This is a genomic window from Rhizobium rosettiformans, from assembly GCF_016806065.1.
Taxonomy (GTDB): Bacteria; Pseudomonadota; Alphaproteobacteria; order Rhizobiales; family Rhizobiaceae; genus Allorhizobium.
On the sequence record NZ_CP032405.1, the window covers coordinates 3,486,804 to 3,501,182 of the forward strand.

Genomic DNA, 14,379 nt, shown 5'->3' on the forward strand with positions numbered 1-14,379 from the left:
CCCAACTTTGGACCATAATAAACCCATGGGAGGGATGCATGGCGCCTCGCAAGCCAGCAGCTGCGAACGGTCGGAAGTCTTCCGCCAAGTCAGCCGGCAAGGAATTCACCGGAAAAAACACGCCTGAATTTGGTGCAGACGAAGAACTTCACGCCTATCGTGAAATGCTGCTTATCCGCCGTTTCGAAGAAAAGGCCGGCCAGCTTTACGGCATGGGCTTCATCGGCGGCTTCTGTCACCTCTATATCGGCCAGGAAGCGGTCGTTGTCGGCATGCAGATGGCGCAGAAGGAAGGTGATCAGGTTATCACCGCCTATCGCGACCACGGTCACATGCTGGCAGCGGGCCTCAGCGCGCGCGGCGTCATGGCCGAGCTGACGGGTCGCCGCAGCGGCCTGTCGAAGGGCAAGGGCGGCTCAATGCACATGTTCTCGAAAGAGAAGCATTTCTATGGTGGCCACGGCATCGTGGGCGCGCAGGTTTCGCTCGGAACCGGTCTCGCCTTCGCGAACAAGTATCGCGGCAATGACAATGTTGCGGTTGCCTATTTCGGCGACGGGGCTGCAAACCAGGGTCAGGTCTACGAGAGCTTCAACATGGCTGCCCTCTGGCAGCTGCCGATCATCTACATCGTCGAAAACAATCGCTACGCCATGGGCACGTCGACGGCGCGCGCCACGGCGCAGTCGAACTACTCGCTGCGCGGCTCCGGCTTCGGCATCCCCGGCGTCCAGGTTGACGGTATGGATGTGCGCGCGGTGAAGGCTGCCGCCGATGAGGCGCTCGAGCATTGCCGTTCCGGCAAGGGTCCGATCATTCTTGAAATGCTGACCTATCGCTATCGCGGCCACTCGATGTCCGACCCGGCGAAGTATCGCTCCAAGGAAGAAGTGCAGAAGATGCGGTCGGAGCAGGATCCGATCGAACAGGTCAAGGCTCGTCTCCTCGAGAATGGCTGGGCTTCAGAAGACCAGCTCAAGGCGATCGACAAGGACGTGCGCGACATTGTCGCGGACAGTGCCGATTTCGCCCAGGCCGATCCGGAGCCGGATGTTTCCGAGCTCTACACCGACATTCTTCTGTAATCGGGGAGGGAACCCATGCCGATCGAAATTTTGATGCCCGCCCTTTCTCCGACAATGGAAGAAGGCACGCTTTCCAAGTGGATCAAGCAGGAAGGCGACACCGTAAAGTCTGGCGACGTGATCGCCGAGATCGAGACCGACAAGGCGACCATGGAAGTGGAAGCCGTCGATGAAGGCGTGCTCGGAAAGCTGCTGATTGCGGCCGGTACCGAGAACGTCAAGGTCAACACGCCGATCGCCGTTCTGCTTCAGGATGGTGAAAGTGCAGATGCGATGCCCGCGTCCAAGTCAGATGCCGACACGCCGGCTGCCGAAGCCGGTGACGCTGGCGGCAAGGCTCGCGCCGCTGCAGATGAGCCTGCATCCTCCGCAGACAACAAGGTTCCGGCCGCTCCAAAGGTCGAAGTGGCCTCCGATCCGGACGTTCCGGCCGGGACCGAAATGGTGACGATGACGGTGCGTGAAGCGCTGCGCGAAGCCATGGCCGAGGAAATGCGCGCCAACCCGGATGTCTTCATCATGGGTGAGGAAGTCGCCGAATATCAGGGCGCCTACAAGATCACGCAGGGGCTTCTGCAGGAATTCGGCGCCAAGCGCGTTGTCGACACCCCGATCACTGAGCATGGCTTTGCCGGCCTCGGCGTCGGTGCGGCAATGGCCGGCCTGAAGCCGATCGTCGAGTTCATGACCTTCAACTTCGCCATGCAGGCGATCGACCATATCATCAACTCGGCTGCCAAGACGCTCTACATGTCCGGTGGCCAGATGGGCGCGCCGATCGTCTTCCGTGGCCCGAACGGTGCAGCGGCTCGCGTCGGCGCCCAGCACAGCCAGGACTATGCAGCCTGGTACAGCCAGATCCCGGGCCTCAAGGTCGTCATGCCCTACACGGCAGCCGACGCCAAGGGTCTGCTGAAGGCAGCCATCCGCGATCCGAACCCGGTCATCTTCCTGGAAAACGAAATCCTCTACGGTCACTCCTTCGAAGTGCCGAAGATGGATGACTTCGTCCTGCCGATCGGCAAGGCACGCATTCACAAGACCGGCAAGGACGCGACCATCGTCTCCTTCGGCATCGGTATGACCTACTCGGTCAAGGCCGTCGAGGAACTGGCGAAGGAAGGCATCGACGTCGAGCTGATCGACCTCAGAACCATCCGTCCGATGGATCTGCCGACCGTCATCGAATCCGTCAAGAAGACCGGCCGCCTGGTGACCGTCGAGGAAGGCTATCCGCAGTCCTCCGTCGGCACCGAAATTGCGACCCGCGTCATGCAGCAGGCCTTCGACTATCTCGATGCGCCGATCCTGACGATCGCCGGCAAGGATGTGCCGATGCCTTATGCGGCCAACCTTGAAAAGCTGGCGCTGCCGAGCGTTGCCGAAGTCGTTCAGGCGGTCAAAACCGTCTGCTACAAGTAAGGGGGCAAGGTCATGCCGATCAATATCACCATGCCGGCCCTGTCTCCGACGATGGAAGAGGGCAATCTGGCCAAGTGGCTGGTCAAGGAAGGCGACAAGGTCAAGTCCGGCGATGTCATCGCCGAGATCGAAACCGACAAGGCGACCATGGAAGTGGAAGCCGTCGATGAGGGCGTCGTTGCCAAGATCGTCGTTCCCGCCGGCACCGAAGCCGTGAAGGTCAATGCGCTCATCGCGATCCTTGCCGAGGAAGGCGAAGACGTCGCAGCCGCTGCTGCCGGTGGCGGTTCGCCCGCCCCGAAGGCTGAGGCGGCTACTGCCCCTAAGGCGGAAGCAGAACCTGCACCTGCCGCGGCACCAGCTGCAGCGCCGGCTCCCGCAGCCGCATCGGCTTCACCTGCTGCCTCGACCGGTGAGCGCGTCTTTGCTTCGCCGCTCGCGCGTCGCCTGGCCAAGGAAGCCGGTCTCGACCTGAAGGCCGTATCGGGTTCAGGTCCGAAGGGCCGCGTGGTCAAGAGCGACGTCGAAAAGGCCGTCAGCACCGGTGGTGCTAAGGCCGCTCCGGCAGCAGCTGCTTCGACGGCCGCGCCTTCCCCGGTTATGGCCAAGGGTGCGTCGGAAGAAGCCGTTCTCAAGAACTTCGCCGAAGGCTCCTACGAGCTCGTGCCGCATGACGGCATGCGCAAGACGATCGCCAAGCGCCTGCAGGAATCGAAGCAGACCATTCCGCATTTCTACGTGTCCGTGGATTGCGAACTGGATGCCCTTATGGCGCTTCGTGCCCAGCTCAATGCTGCTGCACCTGAAAAGGACGGCAAGCCGGCCTACAAGCTCTCGGTCAATGACATGGTGATCAAGGCGCTGGCTCTCGCACTGCGCGACGTGCCGGATGCCAACGTCTCCTGGACCGACACCAACATGGTCAAGCACAAGCATGCCGATGTCGGCGTGGCTGTCTCGATCCCCGGCGGCCTGATCACACCGATCATTCGCAAGGCCGAGGAGAAGAGCCTGTCCACCATCTCCAACGAGATGAAGGACCTCGGCAAGCGCGCCAAGGACCGCAAGCTGAAGCCCGAAGAATACCAGGGCGGTACGACTGCCGTGTCCAACATGGGCATGATGGGCGTGAAGAGCTTCTCGGCCGTGGTCAACCCGCCGCATGCAACGATCCTTGCGGTCGGCGCCGGAGAAGAGCGGGTCGTGGTGAAAAAGGGCGAGATGAAGGTGGCGAACGTCATGACCGTGACGCTCTCGACCGACCATCGTTGCGTCGATGGCGCGCTCGGTGCCGAACTGCTCGGTGCTTTCAAGCGCTACATCGAAAATCCGATGGGCATGCTGGTCTGATCCGGGGGGCGGTTGAGATGAAGACCGTTCTTGCCTATGGCGACAGCCTGACATGGGGATACGACCCGGTAAATCTGGGTCGGCATGCCTACGAAGACCGTTGGACGAGTGTCTTGCAGAAGGCGCTCGGCCATGGGGTCCGGGTCATCGCCGAAGGCCTGAACGGCCGCACCACGGCCTATGACGACCATCTGGGCGATTGCGAACGTAACGGCACGAAGGTGCTGCCGACGCTTCTCGCGACGCACAAGCCGATCGACCTGGTGATCATCATGCTGGGCACGAATGACCTCAAGCGTGGTATTCAGGGCACGGCCATCGGTGCGACCAGTGGCGTCAAGCGTCTCGTCAAGCAGGTGCAGAAGCACGACTGGGGTTTCGAGTTCGAAGAGCCGGAGATCTTGATCGTTGCGCCACCTGCAATCCGTGAGACGGCCAATTCGGTGTTCGGCGCCATGTTCAACCACTCGGTGGAAGAAGGCGCCATGCTGGCCAGCATGTATCGCGACGCGGCGGACGAGGCCGGATGCGCCTTCTTCGATGCAGGATCGGTCGCAGAAACCACGCCGCTCGACGGAATCCATCTCGACGCTGAACACACCCGTGCCATCGGACGCGGCCTCGAGCCGATCGTCCGCATGATGCTCGGACTTTGAAAAATGCCGTGGCCTGCATCCTCTGACGGGCCGCGTTGATCAAAATCAAGGAGGTCTTGTGCGCTGCGTCTAACTTGAACCCATCAACCCCGACAGAGGAGATGGGATCATGTCGAACACACCGCACGAACTGGCAGTGGAATTCCCGGAACACGTTGCGCTGATGCGTCATCTGAAAGAAACGGATGGCCATTTCGCGAGATTGTTCGAAGCCTATCACGAGGTGAACCGGGCCATCCATCGCGCCGAAACCGATATCGAGCCTGCAGACGACTTCCACATCGTGGAAATGCGCAAGAAGCGGATGCAGCTCAAGGATGAAATCTACGGGATGCTGGTTCGTCACGAACCGGAAGCCGAGACACCCGCAGCCTGAGGGTTTCGCTTCCAGTCCCGAAACGGGCCTCCGTGAAAACGGAGGCTCTGAGGAAACCGAGGAGTGGAAGCCCCATGTCGAATGCTTACGACGTCATTATCATCGGCTCCGGCCCCGGCGGTTATGTCACCGCCATCCGTGCCGCCCAGCTCGGCCTGAAAACCGCGATCGTCGAGCGCGAACATCTGGGTGGCATCTGCCTGAACTGGGGTTGTATCCCCACCAAGGCGCTGCTCCGCTCAGCCGAAATCCTCGACCACGCCAATCACGCCAAGTCTTATGGTCTGACGCTCAACGGCACGATGACCGCCGACGTCAAGGACGTGGTCGCCCGGTCGCGCGGCGTTTCGGCCCGTCTGAACGGCGGCGTTGCCTTCCTGATGAAGAAGAACAAGATCGACGTGATCTGGGGTGAAGCCAAGCTGACGAAGCCAGGCGAAGTCGTCGTCGGCAAGATGACCAAGCCCGTCGTCGAGCCGCAGAACCCGGTTCCGAAGGGTGTCAAGGGCGAGGGCACCTACACCGCCAAGCACATCATCGTTGCGACCGGCGCGCGTCCGCGTGCGCTGCCCGGCATCGAGCCGGATGGCAAGCTGATCTGGACCTATTTCGAGGCGATGAAGCCGGACTTCATGCCGAAGTCTCTCGTCGTCATGGGCTCGGGCGCGATCGGGATCGAATTCGCCTCCTTCTACCGCTCCATGGGCGTCGACGTTACCGTTGTCGAGCTGATGGCCAACATCATGCCGGTCGAAGACGTCGAAATCTCCACATTCGCCCGCAAGCAGCTGGAAAAGCGCGGACTGACGATCATCACCGAAGCCAAGGTTTCCAAGGTCGAAAAGGGTGCAAACTCGATCACCGCCCATGTCGAGACCAAGGACGGCAAGATCCAGACGATCACCGCTGACCGCCTGATCTCCGCCGTCGGCGTCCAGGGCAACATCGAGAACCTCGGCCTCGAAACGCTCGGCGTGAAGACCGATCGCGGCTGCATCGTCATCGACGGCTATGGCAAGACCAATGTGCCGGGCCTTTACGCGATCGGCGACGTCGCCGGCCCGCCGATGCTCGCCCACAAGGCCGAGCATGAAGGTGTCATCTGCATCGAGAAGATCGCTGGTCTGCCGAACGTTCATCCGATGGACAAGGCCAAGATCCCGGGCTGCACCTATTGCAACCCGCAGGTCGCCTCGGTCGGTCTGACGGAAGCCAAGGCGAAAGAACAGGGCCGCGACATCCGCGTCGGCCGCTATTCCTTCGCCGCCAATGGCAAGGCGATCGCGCTTGGCGAAGACCAGGGCATGATCAAGACGATCTTCGACAAGAAGACCGGCGAACTCATCGGCGCCCATATGGTCGGTGCGGAAGTAACCGAACTCATCCAGGGCTTCGTTGTCGCGATGAACCTCGAGACGACGGAAGAGGAGCTGATGCATACGATCTTCCCGCACCCGACGCTCTCCGAAATGATGAAGGAAAGCGTCCTCGACGCCTATGGTCGCGTCCTCAACGCCTAAAGTCAGGTTGTGAAACGGGGCCTTGCCGCCTATATGGGCGGCAGGTTCCAACTGAATGGTCCGAAAGGGGCTCGACATGGCTGGTTTCGAAGTCGGCATCATCGCGACGATATTTTTCGGCGGTCTCGCAGGCTGGCTTGCCGGCAAGCTCATGGATATGCGCTTCGGCGTCTTCATGAACATCGTGATCGGCATCGTCGGTGCCGCGATCGCAGCTGCCATATTCCGCCGCCTTGGCATTTTTGTCGAAGGTGACTGGCTGGGCTATCTGATCACCAGCTTTGTCGGCGCAAGCATCCTCCTTTTCGTCGCCCGGCTCGTCCGGCGATAACCAGAAAGGCCGCGTCAGGCGGCACATAGGGTTTGATTATGGTCACCATTCTCGACAGGACCAATCTTTCGAATGCGGCACCCCTGGTGCCTGCAGACGAGAAGCGCATCCGCCATCCGGAAAAGGCCCACAAGCCCGACACCGAAGTGCTGCGCAAGCCGGAATGGATCCGCGTCAAGGCACCGACCTCGAAGGGCTATCACGAGACCCGCGAGCTCGTGCGTTCCCACAAGCTGGTAACGGTCTGCGAGGAAGCTGGCTGCCCGAATATCGGCGAGTGCTGGGACAAGAAGCACGCGACCTTTATGATCATGGGCGAGATCTGCACCCGCGCCTGCGCCTTCTGCAACGTCGCGACCGGAAAACCGAACCCGCTCGATCTCGATGAGCCGGCCAATGTCGCCAAGGCCGTCCGCCAAATGGGGTTGCAACACGTTGTCATCACCTCCGTCGACCGTGACGATCTCGCCGATGGCGGCGCCGAACACTTCGAAAAGGTGATCTGGGCCATCCGCGAAGCATCACCCGAGACCACGATCGAAATCCTCACGCCTGACTTCCTCAAGAAGCCCGGTGCCCTTGAGCGCGTTGTCGCCGCCAAGCCCGACGTCTTCAACCACAACATGGAAACCGTTCCCGGCAACTATCTGACGGTTCGCCCGGGTGCCCGTTATTTCCACTCCGTCCGTCTTCTGCAGCGGGTGAAGGAACTCGACCCGACCATGTTCACCAAGTCGGGCATCATGGTGGGCCTCGGTGAAGAGCGGAATGAAGTCCTGCAGCTGATGGACGACCTGCGTTCCGCCGACGTCGACTTCCTGACCATCGGCCAGTATCTCCAGCCGACCCGCAAGCATCATAAGGTCGAGCGCTTCGTCACGCCGGAAGAATTCAAGTCCTACGAGGACATCGCCTATACCAAGGGCTTCCTGATGGTCTCGTCGAGCCCGCTGACCCGCTCGTCGCACCATGCCGGCGATGACTTTGCAAGGCTGAAGGCAGCGCGGGAGAAGTTGGTGGCAAAGGTCTGAAGACGTCTCCAAACTTCCAAACGAAGTGAGACGGCGCTAAAGCAACCACACGCAAGGAGTGTGTGGTTGTGATGATGTTCACTAAATCGTTGGAAGATGGAGCCGCGCAATTGCGTCAGGCGCGGCGGATCATGGTCATCGGCTGCTCCGGCGGCGGCAAGTCCACATTGTCCCGCAAGCTCGCCGCCGCACTCGATCTCCCCAACCACTCGATGGATCGCGAAGTCTTCTGGCTTCCCGCATGGGTACAGCGCCCGAGAGCCGAGCAGCGCGCCATCATATCCGACATCGTCGGTCGCGAGCGATGGATCCTTGACGGCACCAATCCCTCGAGCTTCGACATCCGCCTGCATCGCACCGATCTTGTTATCTGGGTGCGGTTGCCGCGTTGGCGTTGTCTGCTTGGTGTTTATCGCCGGGCGGCGAAGTTTGTCGGCAAGCACCGGCCCGAAATGGCCGACGGCTGTGTCGAGAAATGGCCGGACCGCGAATTCCTTTCCTACATCTGGCACTTCGAGCGCCGCTTCTCGCCCCGCATCATCCAGGAAATCGAGCGTCACGGTCCGAACGTGCCCGTAGTCACCCTCAAATCCCACGGCGAAATGGCGCACCTGCTTGATCTTGCCGGGGTTCCTCATTAAGTCGCAGACATGCCACAGTTTGAAACCCGCCGCCTCGTCAAGCACTCGCCCGAACGTATGTATGCCCTCGTCGCCGACGTCGAGCGCTATCCTGAATTTTTGCCGCTCTGCGAAGCGCTAACCATTCGCTCGCGCCGCGAACGCGACGGGAAAGAATTGCTGCTGGCGGACATGACGGTGGGCTACAAGGCGATCCGCGAGACCTTCACGACGCAGGTACTGCTGGCAGCTGCCGAGCGCGCCATTGACGTGAAATACATCGAGGGACCGTTCCGGTATCTCGACAATCGCTGGCGTTTCGAAGAGGCCGGCGAGGGCGCCTGCTCGGTTCATTTCTACATCGACTACGAATTCAAGAACCGCATCCTGGGCGCGCTGATGGGCTCGATGTTCGACCGCGCCTTCCGCATGTTTTCGGAAGCCTTCGAGGCGCGCGCCGACAAGATTTACGCAGGCGTCTGAGCGGCGCCAGCCAGCATGTCGAGTGCTGTCCTAACGGTTGCGAGCCGCACCTGATCGCGGCCGATATCTCCGTAGCGCATCTCCCGGTAATCGATTTCCCCGCTGCGGCTCCGAAGTGCCAGATGCACCAATCCGACAGGCTTGTCAGCCGATCCGCCACCCGGGCCAGCAATGCCGGTCACGGCGACCGCCACATGGGCGTCTGAACGGATCAGTGCGCCTTGCGCCATCTGCAATGCTGTCTCCTTCGAGACGGCCCCGAAAGCTGCAAGCGTTACACTCGAAACGCCGATCAATTCCATCTTTGCCTGGTTCGTATAGGTGACGAAGCCACGATCGACGACCGCTGAAGAGCCGGCAATCTCCGTCAGCGCACCGGCGATCAGGCCACCGGTGCAGGATTCGGCCGTCGCAATCATCCAGCCGAGATCCCGATAGGCCGCGATGACCGTTGCGGCCTGCTGCTCGATATCCGCCGGATATATCCCCATCAGTCCGCTCCCCGGAAGACGACGGTTGCCGTTGCGATTGCGGCGATGCCTTCCCCACGGCCGACAAAGCCGATCTTCTCGTTGGTCGTCGCCTTCACCGAGCAGCGATCAAGCGAGATGTCGAGGATCTCGGCGAGCTTCTCCCGCATCGCCTGACGATGCGGCCCGATCTTAGGCTCTTCGGCAATTAGCGAAATATCCGCATTCATGATCGTGCCGCCGGCACCGCGCACGACCCTTGCTGCGTGTTCAAGGAAGATGCGCGATGGAGCGCCCTTCCATTGCATGTCCGAAGGCGGAAAGTGATCACCGATATCGCCGGCACCGCAGGTGGCAAGCAGTGCGTCTGTCAGGGCATGTAGCGCGACATCGGCATCGGAATGGCCCTTCAACTTCTGATCATGCGGAATGAAGATGCCGCAGAGCGTGACGCCGTCGCCGGGCTCGAGCTGATGCACATCATAGCCGTTTCCAGTGCGAACGTCGGGGAGGGCGCTAGCCTTCAGTTTCTCGTCGGCCATGGCGATATCTTTCTTTACGGTCAGTTTGACATTGTCGATCGAGCCCGCGACGAGCTGGACAGGTATGCCCGCCCATTCGGCGATCGAGGCGTCGTCGGTGAAGTCCACTGCTTGCTCGGTCGCGGCGCGCTCGTGGGCGGCCAGGATAGTCTCGTAGTGGAAGCTCTGTGGTGTCTGCGCCGCGTAAAGATCGTTGCGGGGCACGGTGGCTGTGACGACGCCCGAGGTGTCGCCCCGCTTGATCGTGTCCGAGACGGGTATGGCGGGCAGCACGGCCGGTTTTCCCGCATCGAGTTCGAGTGCGATCCGGTCCAGAAGAGCCTCGTCGACAAAGGGACGCACACCGTCCTGGATCATAACATGCCGAACGCCCCGATCGTGCAGGGCCTGCAACCCGTTGAGCACTGAAGCCTGGCGGGTGGCGCCGCCCTCGACCACGATCAAAGAATCCCGGGAAGAGAGATCGACAATGGCGGCTTCCAGCAACCCATGATCTTCCGGGTGGATGACGAGGACAATAGGACCACTTTTGGGCCAGTCGAGAAAGCGCTTCAGCGTGTGCCAGATGACAGGCTTGCCACCAATGCGCCTGTATTGCTTCGGCCCTTCGACGGAAGCGCCGGCGCGTTCACCTCGGCCAGCGGCAACCACGACGATCCCGATTGTTCCGCTCCGCTCTTGCTCCATCGCCTCGCCTGGTCCATGACACATTTTCTTCGCAACCGTGCTCTATCGGCTCGCCATCGGCTTTTCCAGCATTTGCACGAATTTTTGTCGAACGGTGAGCTTTGCCTCTTGGCAAGCCAGAGAACGCTGGCTAAAAATAGTGCAAATGCGCTCTATGCCTGAAAGATAATCATTTGAATTCCGTCGCGTTGGACACGCCCTTCAGCATTGGCCCGGTTCCCGTTCGGAACCGTGTCGTGCTTGCGCCGATGTCGGGCGTCACGGACCTGCCGTTCCGCCAGCTCGCCTTCCGCTTCGGCGCCGGCCTCGTGGTCACCGAAATGGTGGCGAGCCGCGAACTGGTCTTCAACGCAGCCGAAAGCTGGTCGCGGCTGAAAGGGGCAGGGCTCACCCCGCATATGGTCCAGCTTGCCGGACGTGAGGCGAAATGGCTGGCCGAAGCGGCGGTGATCGCTGAGGCCAATGGTGCCGATATCATCGACATTAACATGGGCTGCCCGGCCAAGAAGGTGATCGGCGGTTATGCTGGCTCGGCCCTGATGCGCGAACCGGACCACGCCCTGTCTCTGATCGAGGCGACCGTCAAGGCAGTGAAGATCCCGGTGACGGTCAAGATGCGCCTCGGTTGGGACGAAACCTCGCTCAATGCGCCCGACATTGCGACCCGAGCCGAGGCCGCCGGTGTGCAGCTGATTACCGTGCATGGCCGCACCCGAATGCAGTTTTACGAGGGCAAGGCGAATTGGGACGCGATCGCCGCCGTCCGTGACGCCATCCGGATTCCGCTGATTGCCAATGGCGACGTCGAAACGGTCGAGGATGCCCAAGAGATCCTGCGACGCTCCGGCGCCGATGCCGTCATGATCGGTCGCGGTTGCCAGGGCCGCCCATGGCATGCCGGCGTTCTCGCGGGGCATGCGGGACCTGCTGCATCCGAGATATCCGACGTCGTCGTCGAGCACTATCGGGCGATGCTCGAACATTATGGTGCCGAAGTCGGCGTGCGCCACGCCCGCAAGCACCTCGGCTGGTATCTCCATCGCCACGCGCCGGAACTCGCACCGGAGGCGAAGGCATCCATCATGACATCGAAGGATCAGGGCTTCGTTGTTGAAGCCTTGCGGCGGGCGCTCTCGGATCACGGTGGCGCCAGCGCCAGACAGGAGGCCGCATGACGGCGAATGACAAGAGCGGTGGCCTCGCCATGGCCGTGCTCAACGCCATCCAGAACCCGGTGGTGATGGTGGATGCCAATGGGCATATCGCTTTCGCCAACTGGGAGGCCGAGGCCTTTTTCGGCGCGAGCGCCACGCATCTCGCCCGCTACCGCATTTCGACATTCATCCCTTTTGGCAGCCCGCTTCTGTCCTTGATCGAACAGGTTCGTGAACGCCGTGCGCCGGTCAATGAATACCGCGTCGACCTCAGCTCGCCGCGTCTCGGCCAGGAAAAGCTGGTCGATCTCTATGTGGCACCGGTCCTCAGCCAGCCCGGCAATGTCGTGGTCGTTTTCCAGGAACGGTCGATGGCGGACAAGATCGACCGCCAGCTGACCCATCGCGCGGCCGCCCGATCCGTCACCGGCCTTGCCTCGATGCTGGCGCATGAAATCAAGAACCCGCTCTCCGGTATCCGCGGTGCTGCGCAGCTGCTCGAGACAGCCGTCACCGATGAAGATCGGGCGCTGACCCGCCTGATCTGCGACGAGACGGATCGCATCGTCTCGTTGGTCGATCGCATGGAGGTCTTTTCCGACGAGCGGCCGGTCGACCGTCAGTCGATCAACATCCATTCGGTGCTCGATCAGGTGAAGGCGGTGGCGAAAGCAGGCTTTGCCCGTAACATCAGGATCACCGAGAATTATGACCCGTCGCTGCCGCCGGTCTACGCAAATAGGGACCAGCTGGTGCAGGTCTTCCTAAACCTGGTGAAGAACGCATCGGAGGCCATCGGCGAGCGCTCCGACGGCGAAATCCAGCTGACAACGGCCTATCGCCCCGGCATTCGCCTCTCGGTCGCCGGCTCCCGCGAAAAGATCTCCCTGCCGCTCGAATTCTGCGTCCATGACAATGGCCCCGGCGTGCCATCCGACCTGCTCCCGCATCTCTTCGACCCCTTCATCACGACGAAGACGAATGGCTCGGGTCTCGGTCTGGCGCTCGTCGCCAAGATCATCGGTGCCCATGGCGGGATCGTCGAATGTGACAGCCAGGCGAGCCGTACCACCTTCCGGGTCCTGATGCCCATGTCGAAAGAGACGGCGCTCGAAGATGCGCCTTTGCCAAAATCCACGGGAACGAACTGATGACAGCGACGATCCTTGTTGCAGATGACGATGCTGCGATCCGCACGGTCCTGAACCAGGCGCTGAGCCGCGCGGGTTACGATGTCAGGATCACCTCCAATGCGGCGACCCTTTGGCGCTGGATTTCTGCGGGCGAGGGCGACCTCGTTGTCACCGATGTCATCATGCCCGACGAAAACGCTTTCGATCTTTTGCCGCGCATCAAGAAGGCGCGGCCGGATCTGCCGGTGCTGGTCATGAGCGCCCAGAACACCTTCATGACCGCGATCAAGGCGTCCGAGAAGGGCGCCTATGATTACCTGCCCAAGCCCTTCGATCTCACCGAACTGATCGCCATCATCGGTCGCGCGCTGTCGGAACCGAAAAAGCGACCCGCCCGTCTCGACGACGACACGCAGGATGGCATGCCGCTGGTCGGTCGTTCGGCAGCCATGCAGGAAATATACCGCGTACTTGCGCGTCTGATGCAGACGGACCTGACGCTGATGATCACCGGCGAATCGGGTACCGGCAAGGAGCTGGTCGCCAAGGCACTGCACGACTACGGCAAGCGCCGGAACGGTCCTTTCGTCGCCATCAATATGGCGGCCATCCCGCGGGACCTGATCGAATCGGAACTCTTCGGCCACGAGAAGGGCGCCTTCACCGGCGCCCAGAACCGCTCCACCGGCCGCTTTGAACAGGCCGAAGGCGGCACGCTCTTCCTCGATGAAATCGGTGATATGCCGATGGATGCTCAGACCCGTCTGCTCCGCGTGCTGCAGCAGGGCGAGTACACGACCGTTGGCGGCCGCACCCCGATACGCACTGATGTCCGTATCGTCGCGGCGACCAACAAGGATCTGAAACAGTCGATCAATCAGGGCCTCTTCCGCGAAGACCTGTATTACCGACTGAATGTCGTGCCGCTGCGCCTGCCGCCGCTTCGCGATCGCGCCGAAGATATCCCCGATCTGGTCCGACATTTCATCCAGCAGGGCGAAAAAGAAGGCCTCGATTCCAAGCGTTTCGACCACGAGGCGTTGGAGGTGATGAAGGCCTATGCCTGGCCCGGCAACGTGCGCGAGCTGGAGAACGTGGTACGCCGCCTGATGGCGCTCTACCCACAGGACGTGATTGCCCGTGAAATCGTCGAGCAGGAACTGCGCGCCGATGTCGCCGACAGCCCGATCGCCAAGGTCGGCATGCCCTCGGGCACGATGACGATTTCCCAGGCCGTCGAAGAGAACATGCGGACCTATTTCGCCTCTTTCGGCGATGCGCTTCCGCCCTCAGGTCTCTACGACCGCGTTCTGACCGAGATGGAGTATCCGCTGATCCTCGCCGCCCTGACCGCCACCCGTGGCAACCAGATCAAGGCGGCCGATCTGCTCGGCCTGAACCGCAACACGTTGCGCAAGAAGATCCGTGAACTCGGTGTGTCGGTCTACCGCAGTTCCCGCTCCGCTTGACAAGGCGCAAGCCGCCGTTGCAATTTCGCCACAATGCGTTGCTCAAAAGC

General features: G+C 61.3%; 15 protein-coding genes. 13 read left to right on the forward strand and 2 right to left on the reverse strand.

Features of this window, described 5'->3' with window-relative positions; all coding sequences use genetic code 11:
• Positions 1 to 38 precede the first annotated feature (38 nt).
• The 10 genes from pdhA (at position 39) to D4A92_RS17210 (ending at position 8,874) form a co-directional block, all read left to right on the forward strand.
• A complete protein-coding gene (gene pdhA / locus D4A92_RS17165; RefSeq protein ID WP_006728405.1) occupies positions 39 to 1,085 on the forward strand; it encodes a pyruvate dehydrogenase (acetyl-transferring) E1 component subunit alpha in 1,047 nt (348 codons plus the stop codon).
• Positions 1,086 to 1,100: 15 nt separating this feature from the next.
• Entirely contained in the window at positions 1,101 to 2,507 is a 1,407-nt protein-coding gene (locus D4A92_RS17170; protein WP_203016028.1) for a pyruvate dehydrogenase complex E1 component subunit beta, read from the forward strand.
• 12 nt (positions 2,508 to 2,519) lie between these two features.
• The gene (locus D4A92_RS17175) at positions 2,520 to 3,857 is read left to right on the forward strand and encodes a pyruvate dehydrogenase complex dihydrolipoamide acetyltransferase (protein ID WP_203016030.1); all 1,338 of its coding nucleotides are present in this window, start codon (positions 2,520 to 2,522) and stop codon (positions 3,855 to 3,857) included.
• Between the two features lie 17 nt (positions 3,858 to 3,874).
• Entirely contained in the window at positions 3,875 to 4,513 is a 639-nt protein-coding gene (locus D4A92_RS17180; protein WP_203016032.1) for an SGNH/GDSL hydrolase family protein, read from the forward strand.
• A 109-nt stretch (positions 4,514 to 4,622) separates the two neighbouring features.
• Entirely contained in the window at positions 4,623 to 4,889 is a 267-nt protein-coding gene (locus tag D4A92_RS17185) for a YdcH family protein (RefSeq protein ID WP_203016034.1), read from the forward strand.
• Positions 4,890 to 4,963: 74 nt separating this feature from the next.
• Positions 4,964 to 6,409 carry a dihydrolipoyl dehydrogenase gene (gene lpdA / locus D4A92_RS17190; protein WP_203016036.1) on the forward strand — a complete coding sequence of 482 codons (1,446 nt, stop codon included), beginning with the start codon at positions 4,964 to 4,966 and terminating at the stop codon, positions 6,407 to 6,409.
• Positions 6,410 to 6,485: 76 nt separating this feature from the next.
• Entirely contained in the window at positions 6,486 to 6,740 is a 255-nt protein-coding gene (locus tag D4A92_RS17195) for a GlsB/YeaQ/YmgE family stress response membrane protein (RefSeq protein ID WP_040300877.1), read from the forward strand.
• 38 nt (positions 6,741 to 6,778) lie between these two features.
• Positions 6,779 to 7,771 (forward strand): lipoyl synthase, encoded by a 993-nt coding sequence (gene lipA, locus D4A92_RS17200; protein WP_203016046.1) that lies wholly within the window; start codon positions 6,779 to 6,781, stop codon positions 7,769 to 7,771.
• Positions 7,772 to 7,842: 71 nt separating this feature from the next.
• On the forward strand, positions 7,843 to 8,412 hold the full coding sequence (locus D4A92_RS17205; protein ID WP_203016048.1) for an AAA family ATPase: 570 nt from the start codon (positions 7,843 to 7,845) through the stop codon (positions 8,410 to 8,412).
• 9 nt (positions 8,413 to 8,421) lie between these two features.
• The gene (locus D4A92_RS17210) at positions 8,422 to 8,874 is read left to right on the forward strand and encodes a type II toxin-antitoxin system RatA family toxin (RefSeq protein ID WP_203016050.1); all 453 of its coding nucleotides are present in this window, start codon (positions 8,422 to 8,424) and stop codon (positions 8,872 to 8,874) included.
• Here the strand turns inward: D4A92_RS17210 and D4A92_RS17215 are convergent.
• Positions 8,859 to 9,365: a CinA family protein gene (locus D4A92_RS17215; RefSeq protein WP_203016052.1), complete on the reverse strand. Its 507-nt coding sequence runs from the start codon at positions 9,363 to 9,365 to the stop codon at positions 8,859 to 8,861. The genes D4A92_RS17210 and D4A92_RS17215 overlap by 16 nt on opposite strands.
• A complete protein-coding gene (locus D4A92_RS17220; protein ID WP_203016061.1) occupies positions 9,365 to 10,573 on the reverse strand; it encodes a bifunctional 2-C-methyl-D-erythritol 4-phosphate cytidylyltransferase/2-C-methyl-D-erythritol 2,4-cyclodiphosphate synthase in 1,209 nt (402 codons plus the stop codon). The genes D4A92_RS17215 and D4A92_RS17220 overlap by 1 nt, the downstream gene beginning before the upstream one ends.
• Before the next feature lie 158 nt (positions 10,574 to 10,731).
• Between D4A92_RS17220 and dusB the strand changes: the two genes are divergently transcribed.
• The 3 genes from dusB to ntrC are packed head-to-tail and all read left to right on the forward strand — an operon-like array spanning position 10,732 to position 14,329.
• Positions 10,732 to 11,748: a tRNA dihydrouridine synthase DusB gene (dusB, locus tag D4A92_RS17225; RefSeq protein ID WP_203020009.1), complete on the forward strand. Its 1,017-nt coding sequence runs from the start codon at positions 10,732 to 10,734 to the stop codon at positions 11,746 to 11,748.
• Entirely contained in the window at positions 11,745 to 12,878 is a 1,134-nt protein-coding gene (locus D4A92_RS17230; protein WP_006728392.1) for a two-component system sensor histidine kinase NtrB, read from the forward strand. Before dusB ends, D4A92_RS17230 begins: the two co-directional genes overlap by 4 nt.
• Positions 12,878 to 14,329, forward strand: coding sequence for a nitrogen regulation protein NR(I) (gene ntrC, locus D4A92_RS17235; RefSeq protein WP_203016063.1), 1,452 nt, complete (start codon positions 12,878 to 12,880; stop codon positions 14,327 to 14,329). The genes D4A92_RS17230 and ntrC overlap by 1 nt, the downstream gene beginning before the upstream one ends.
• Positions 14,330 to 14,379 lie beyond the last annotated feature (50 nt).

What these genes read in the sequence shown, in the direction of transcription:
- pdhA (WP_006728405.1), top strand. Translation starts at nt 39, where the DNA reads ATGGCGCCTCGCAAGCCAGCAGCTGCGAACGGTCGGAAGTCTTCCGCC.
- D4A92_RS17170 (WP_203016028.1), top strand. Translation starts at nt 1,101, where the DNA reads ATGCCGATCGAAATTTTGATGCCCGCCCTTTCTCCGACAATGGAAGAA.
- D4A92_RS17175 (WP_203016030.1), top strand. Translation starts at nt 2,520, where the DNA reads ATGCCGATCAATATCACCATGCCGGCCCTGTCTCCGACGATGGAAGAG.
- D4A92_RS17180 (WP_203016032.1), top strand. Translation starts at nt 3,875, where the DNA reads ATGAAGACCGTTCTTGCCTATGGCGACAGCCTGACATGGGGATACGAC.
- D4A92_RS17185 (WP_203016034.1), top strand. Translation starts at nt 4,623, where the DNA reads ATGTCGAACACACCGCACGAACTGGCAGTGGAATTCCCGGAACACGTT.
- lpdA (WP_203016036.1), top strand. Translation starts at nt 4,964, where the DNA reads ATGTCGAATGCTTACGACGTCATTATCATCGGCTCCGGCCCCGGCGGT.
- D4A92_RS17195 (WP_040300877.1), top strand. Translation starts at nt 6,486, where the DNA reads ATGGCTGGTTTCGAAGTCGGCATCATCGCGACGATATTTTTCGGCGGT.
- lipA (WP_203016046.1), top strand. Translation starts at nt 6,779, where the DNA reads ATGGTCACCATTCTCGACAGGACCAATCTTTCGAATGCGGCACCCCTG.
- D4A92_RS17205 (WP_203016048.1), top strand. Translation starts at nt 7,843, where the DNA reads ATGATGTTCACTAAATCGTTGGAAGATGGAGCCGCGCAATTGCGTCAG.
- D4A92_RS17210 (WP_203016050.1), top strand. Translation starts at nt 8,422, where the DNA reads ATGCCACAGTTTGAAACCCGCCGCCTCGTCAAGCACTCGCCCGAACGT.
- D4A92_RS17215 (WP_203016052.1), bottom strand. Translation starts at nt 9,365, where the DNA reads ATGGGGATATATCCGGCGGATATCGAGCAGCAGGCCGCAACGGTCATC.
- D4A92_RS17220 (WP_203016061.1), bottom strand. Translation starts at nt 10,573, where the DNA reads ATGGAGCAAGAGCGGAGCGGAACAATCGGGATCGTCGTGGTTGCCGCT.
- D4A92_RS17230 (WP_006728392.1), top strand. Translation starts at nt 11,745, where the DNA reads ATGACGGCGAATGACAAGAGCGGTGGCCTCGCCATGGCCGTGCTCAAC.
- ntrC (WP_203016063.1), top strand. Translation starts at nt 12,878, where the DNA reads ATGACAGCGACGATCCTTGTTGCAGATGACGATGCTGCGATCCGCACG.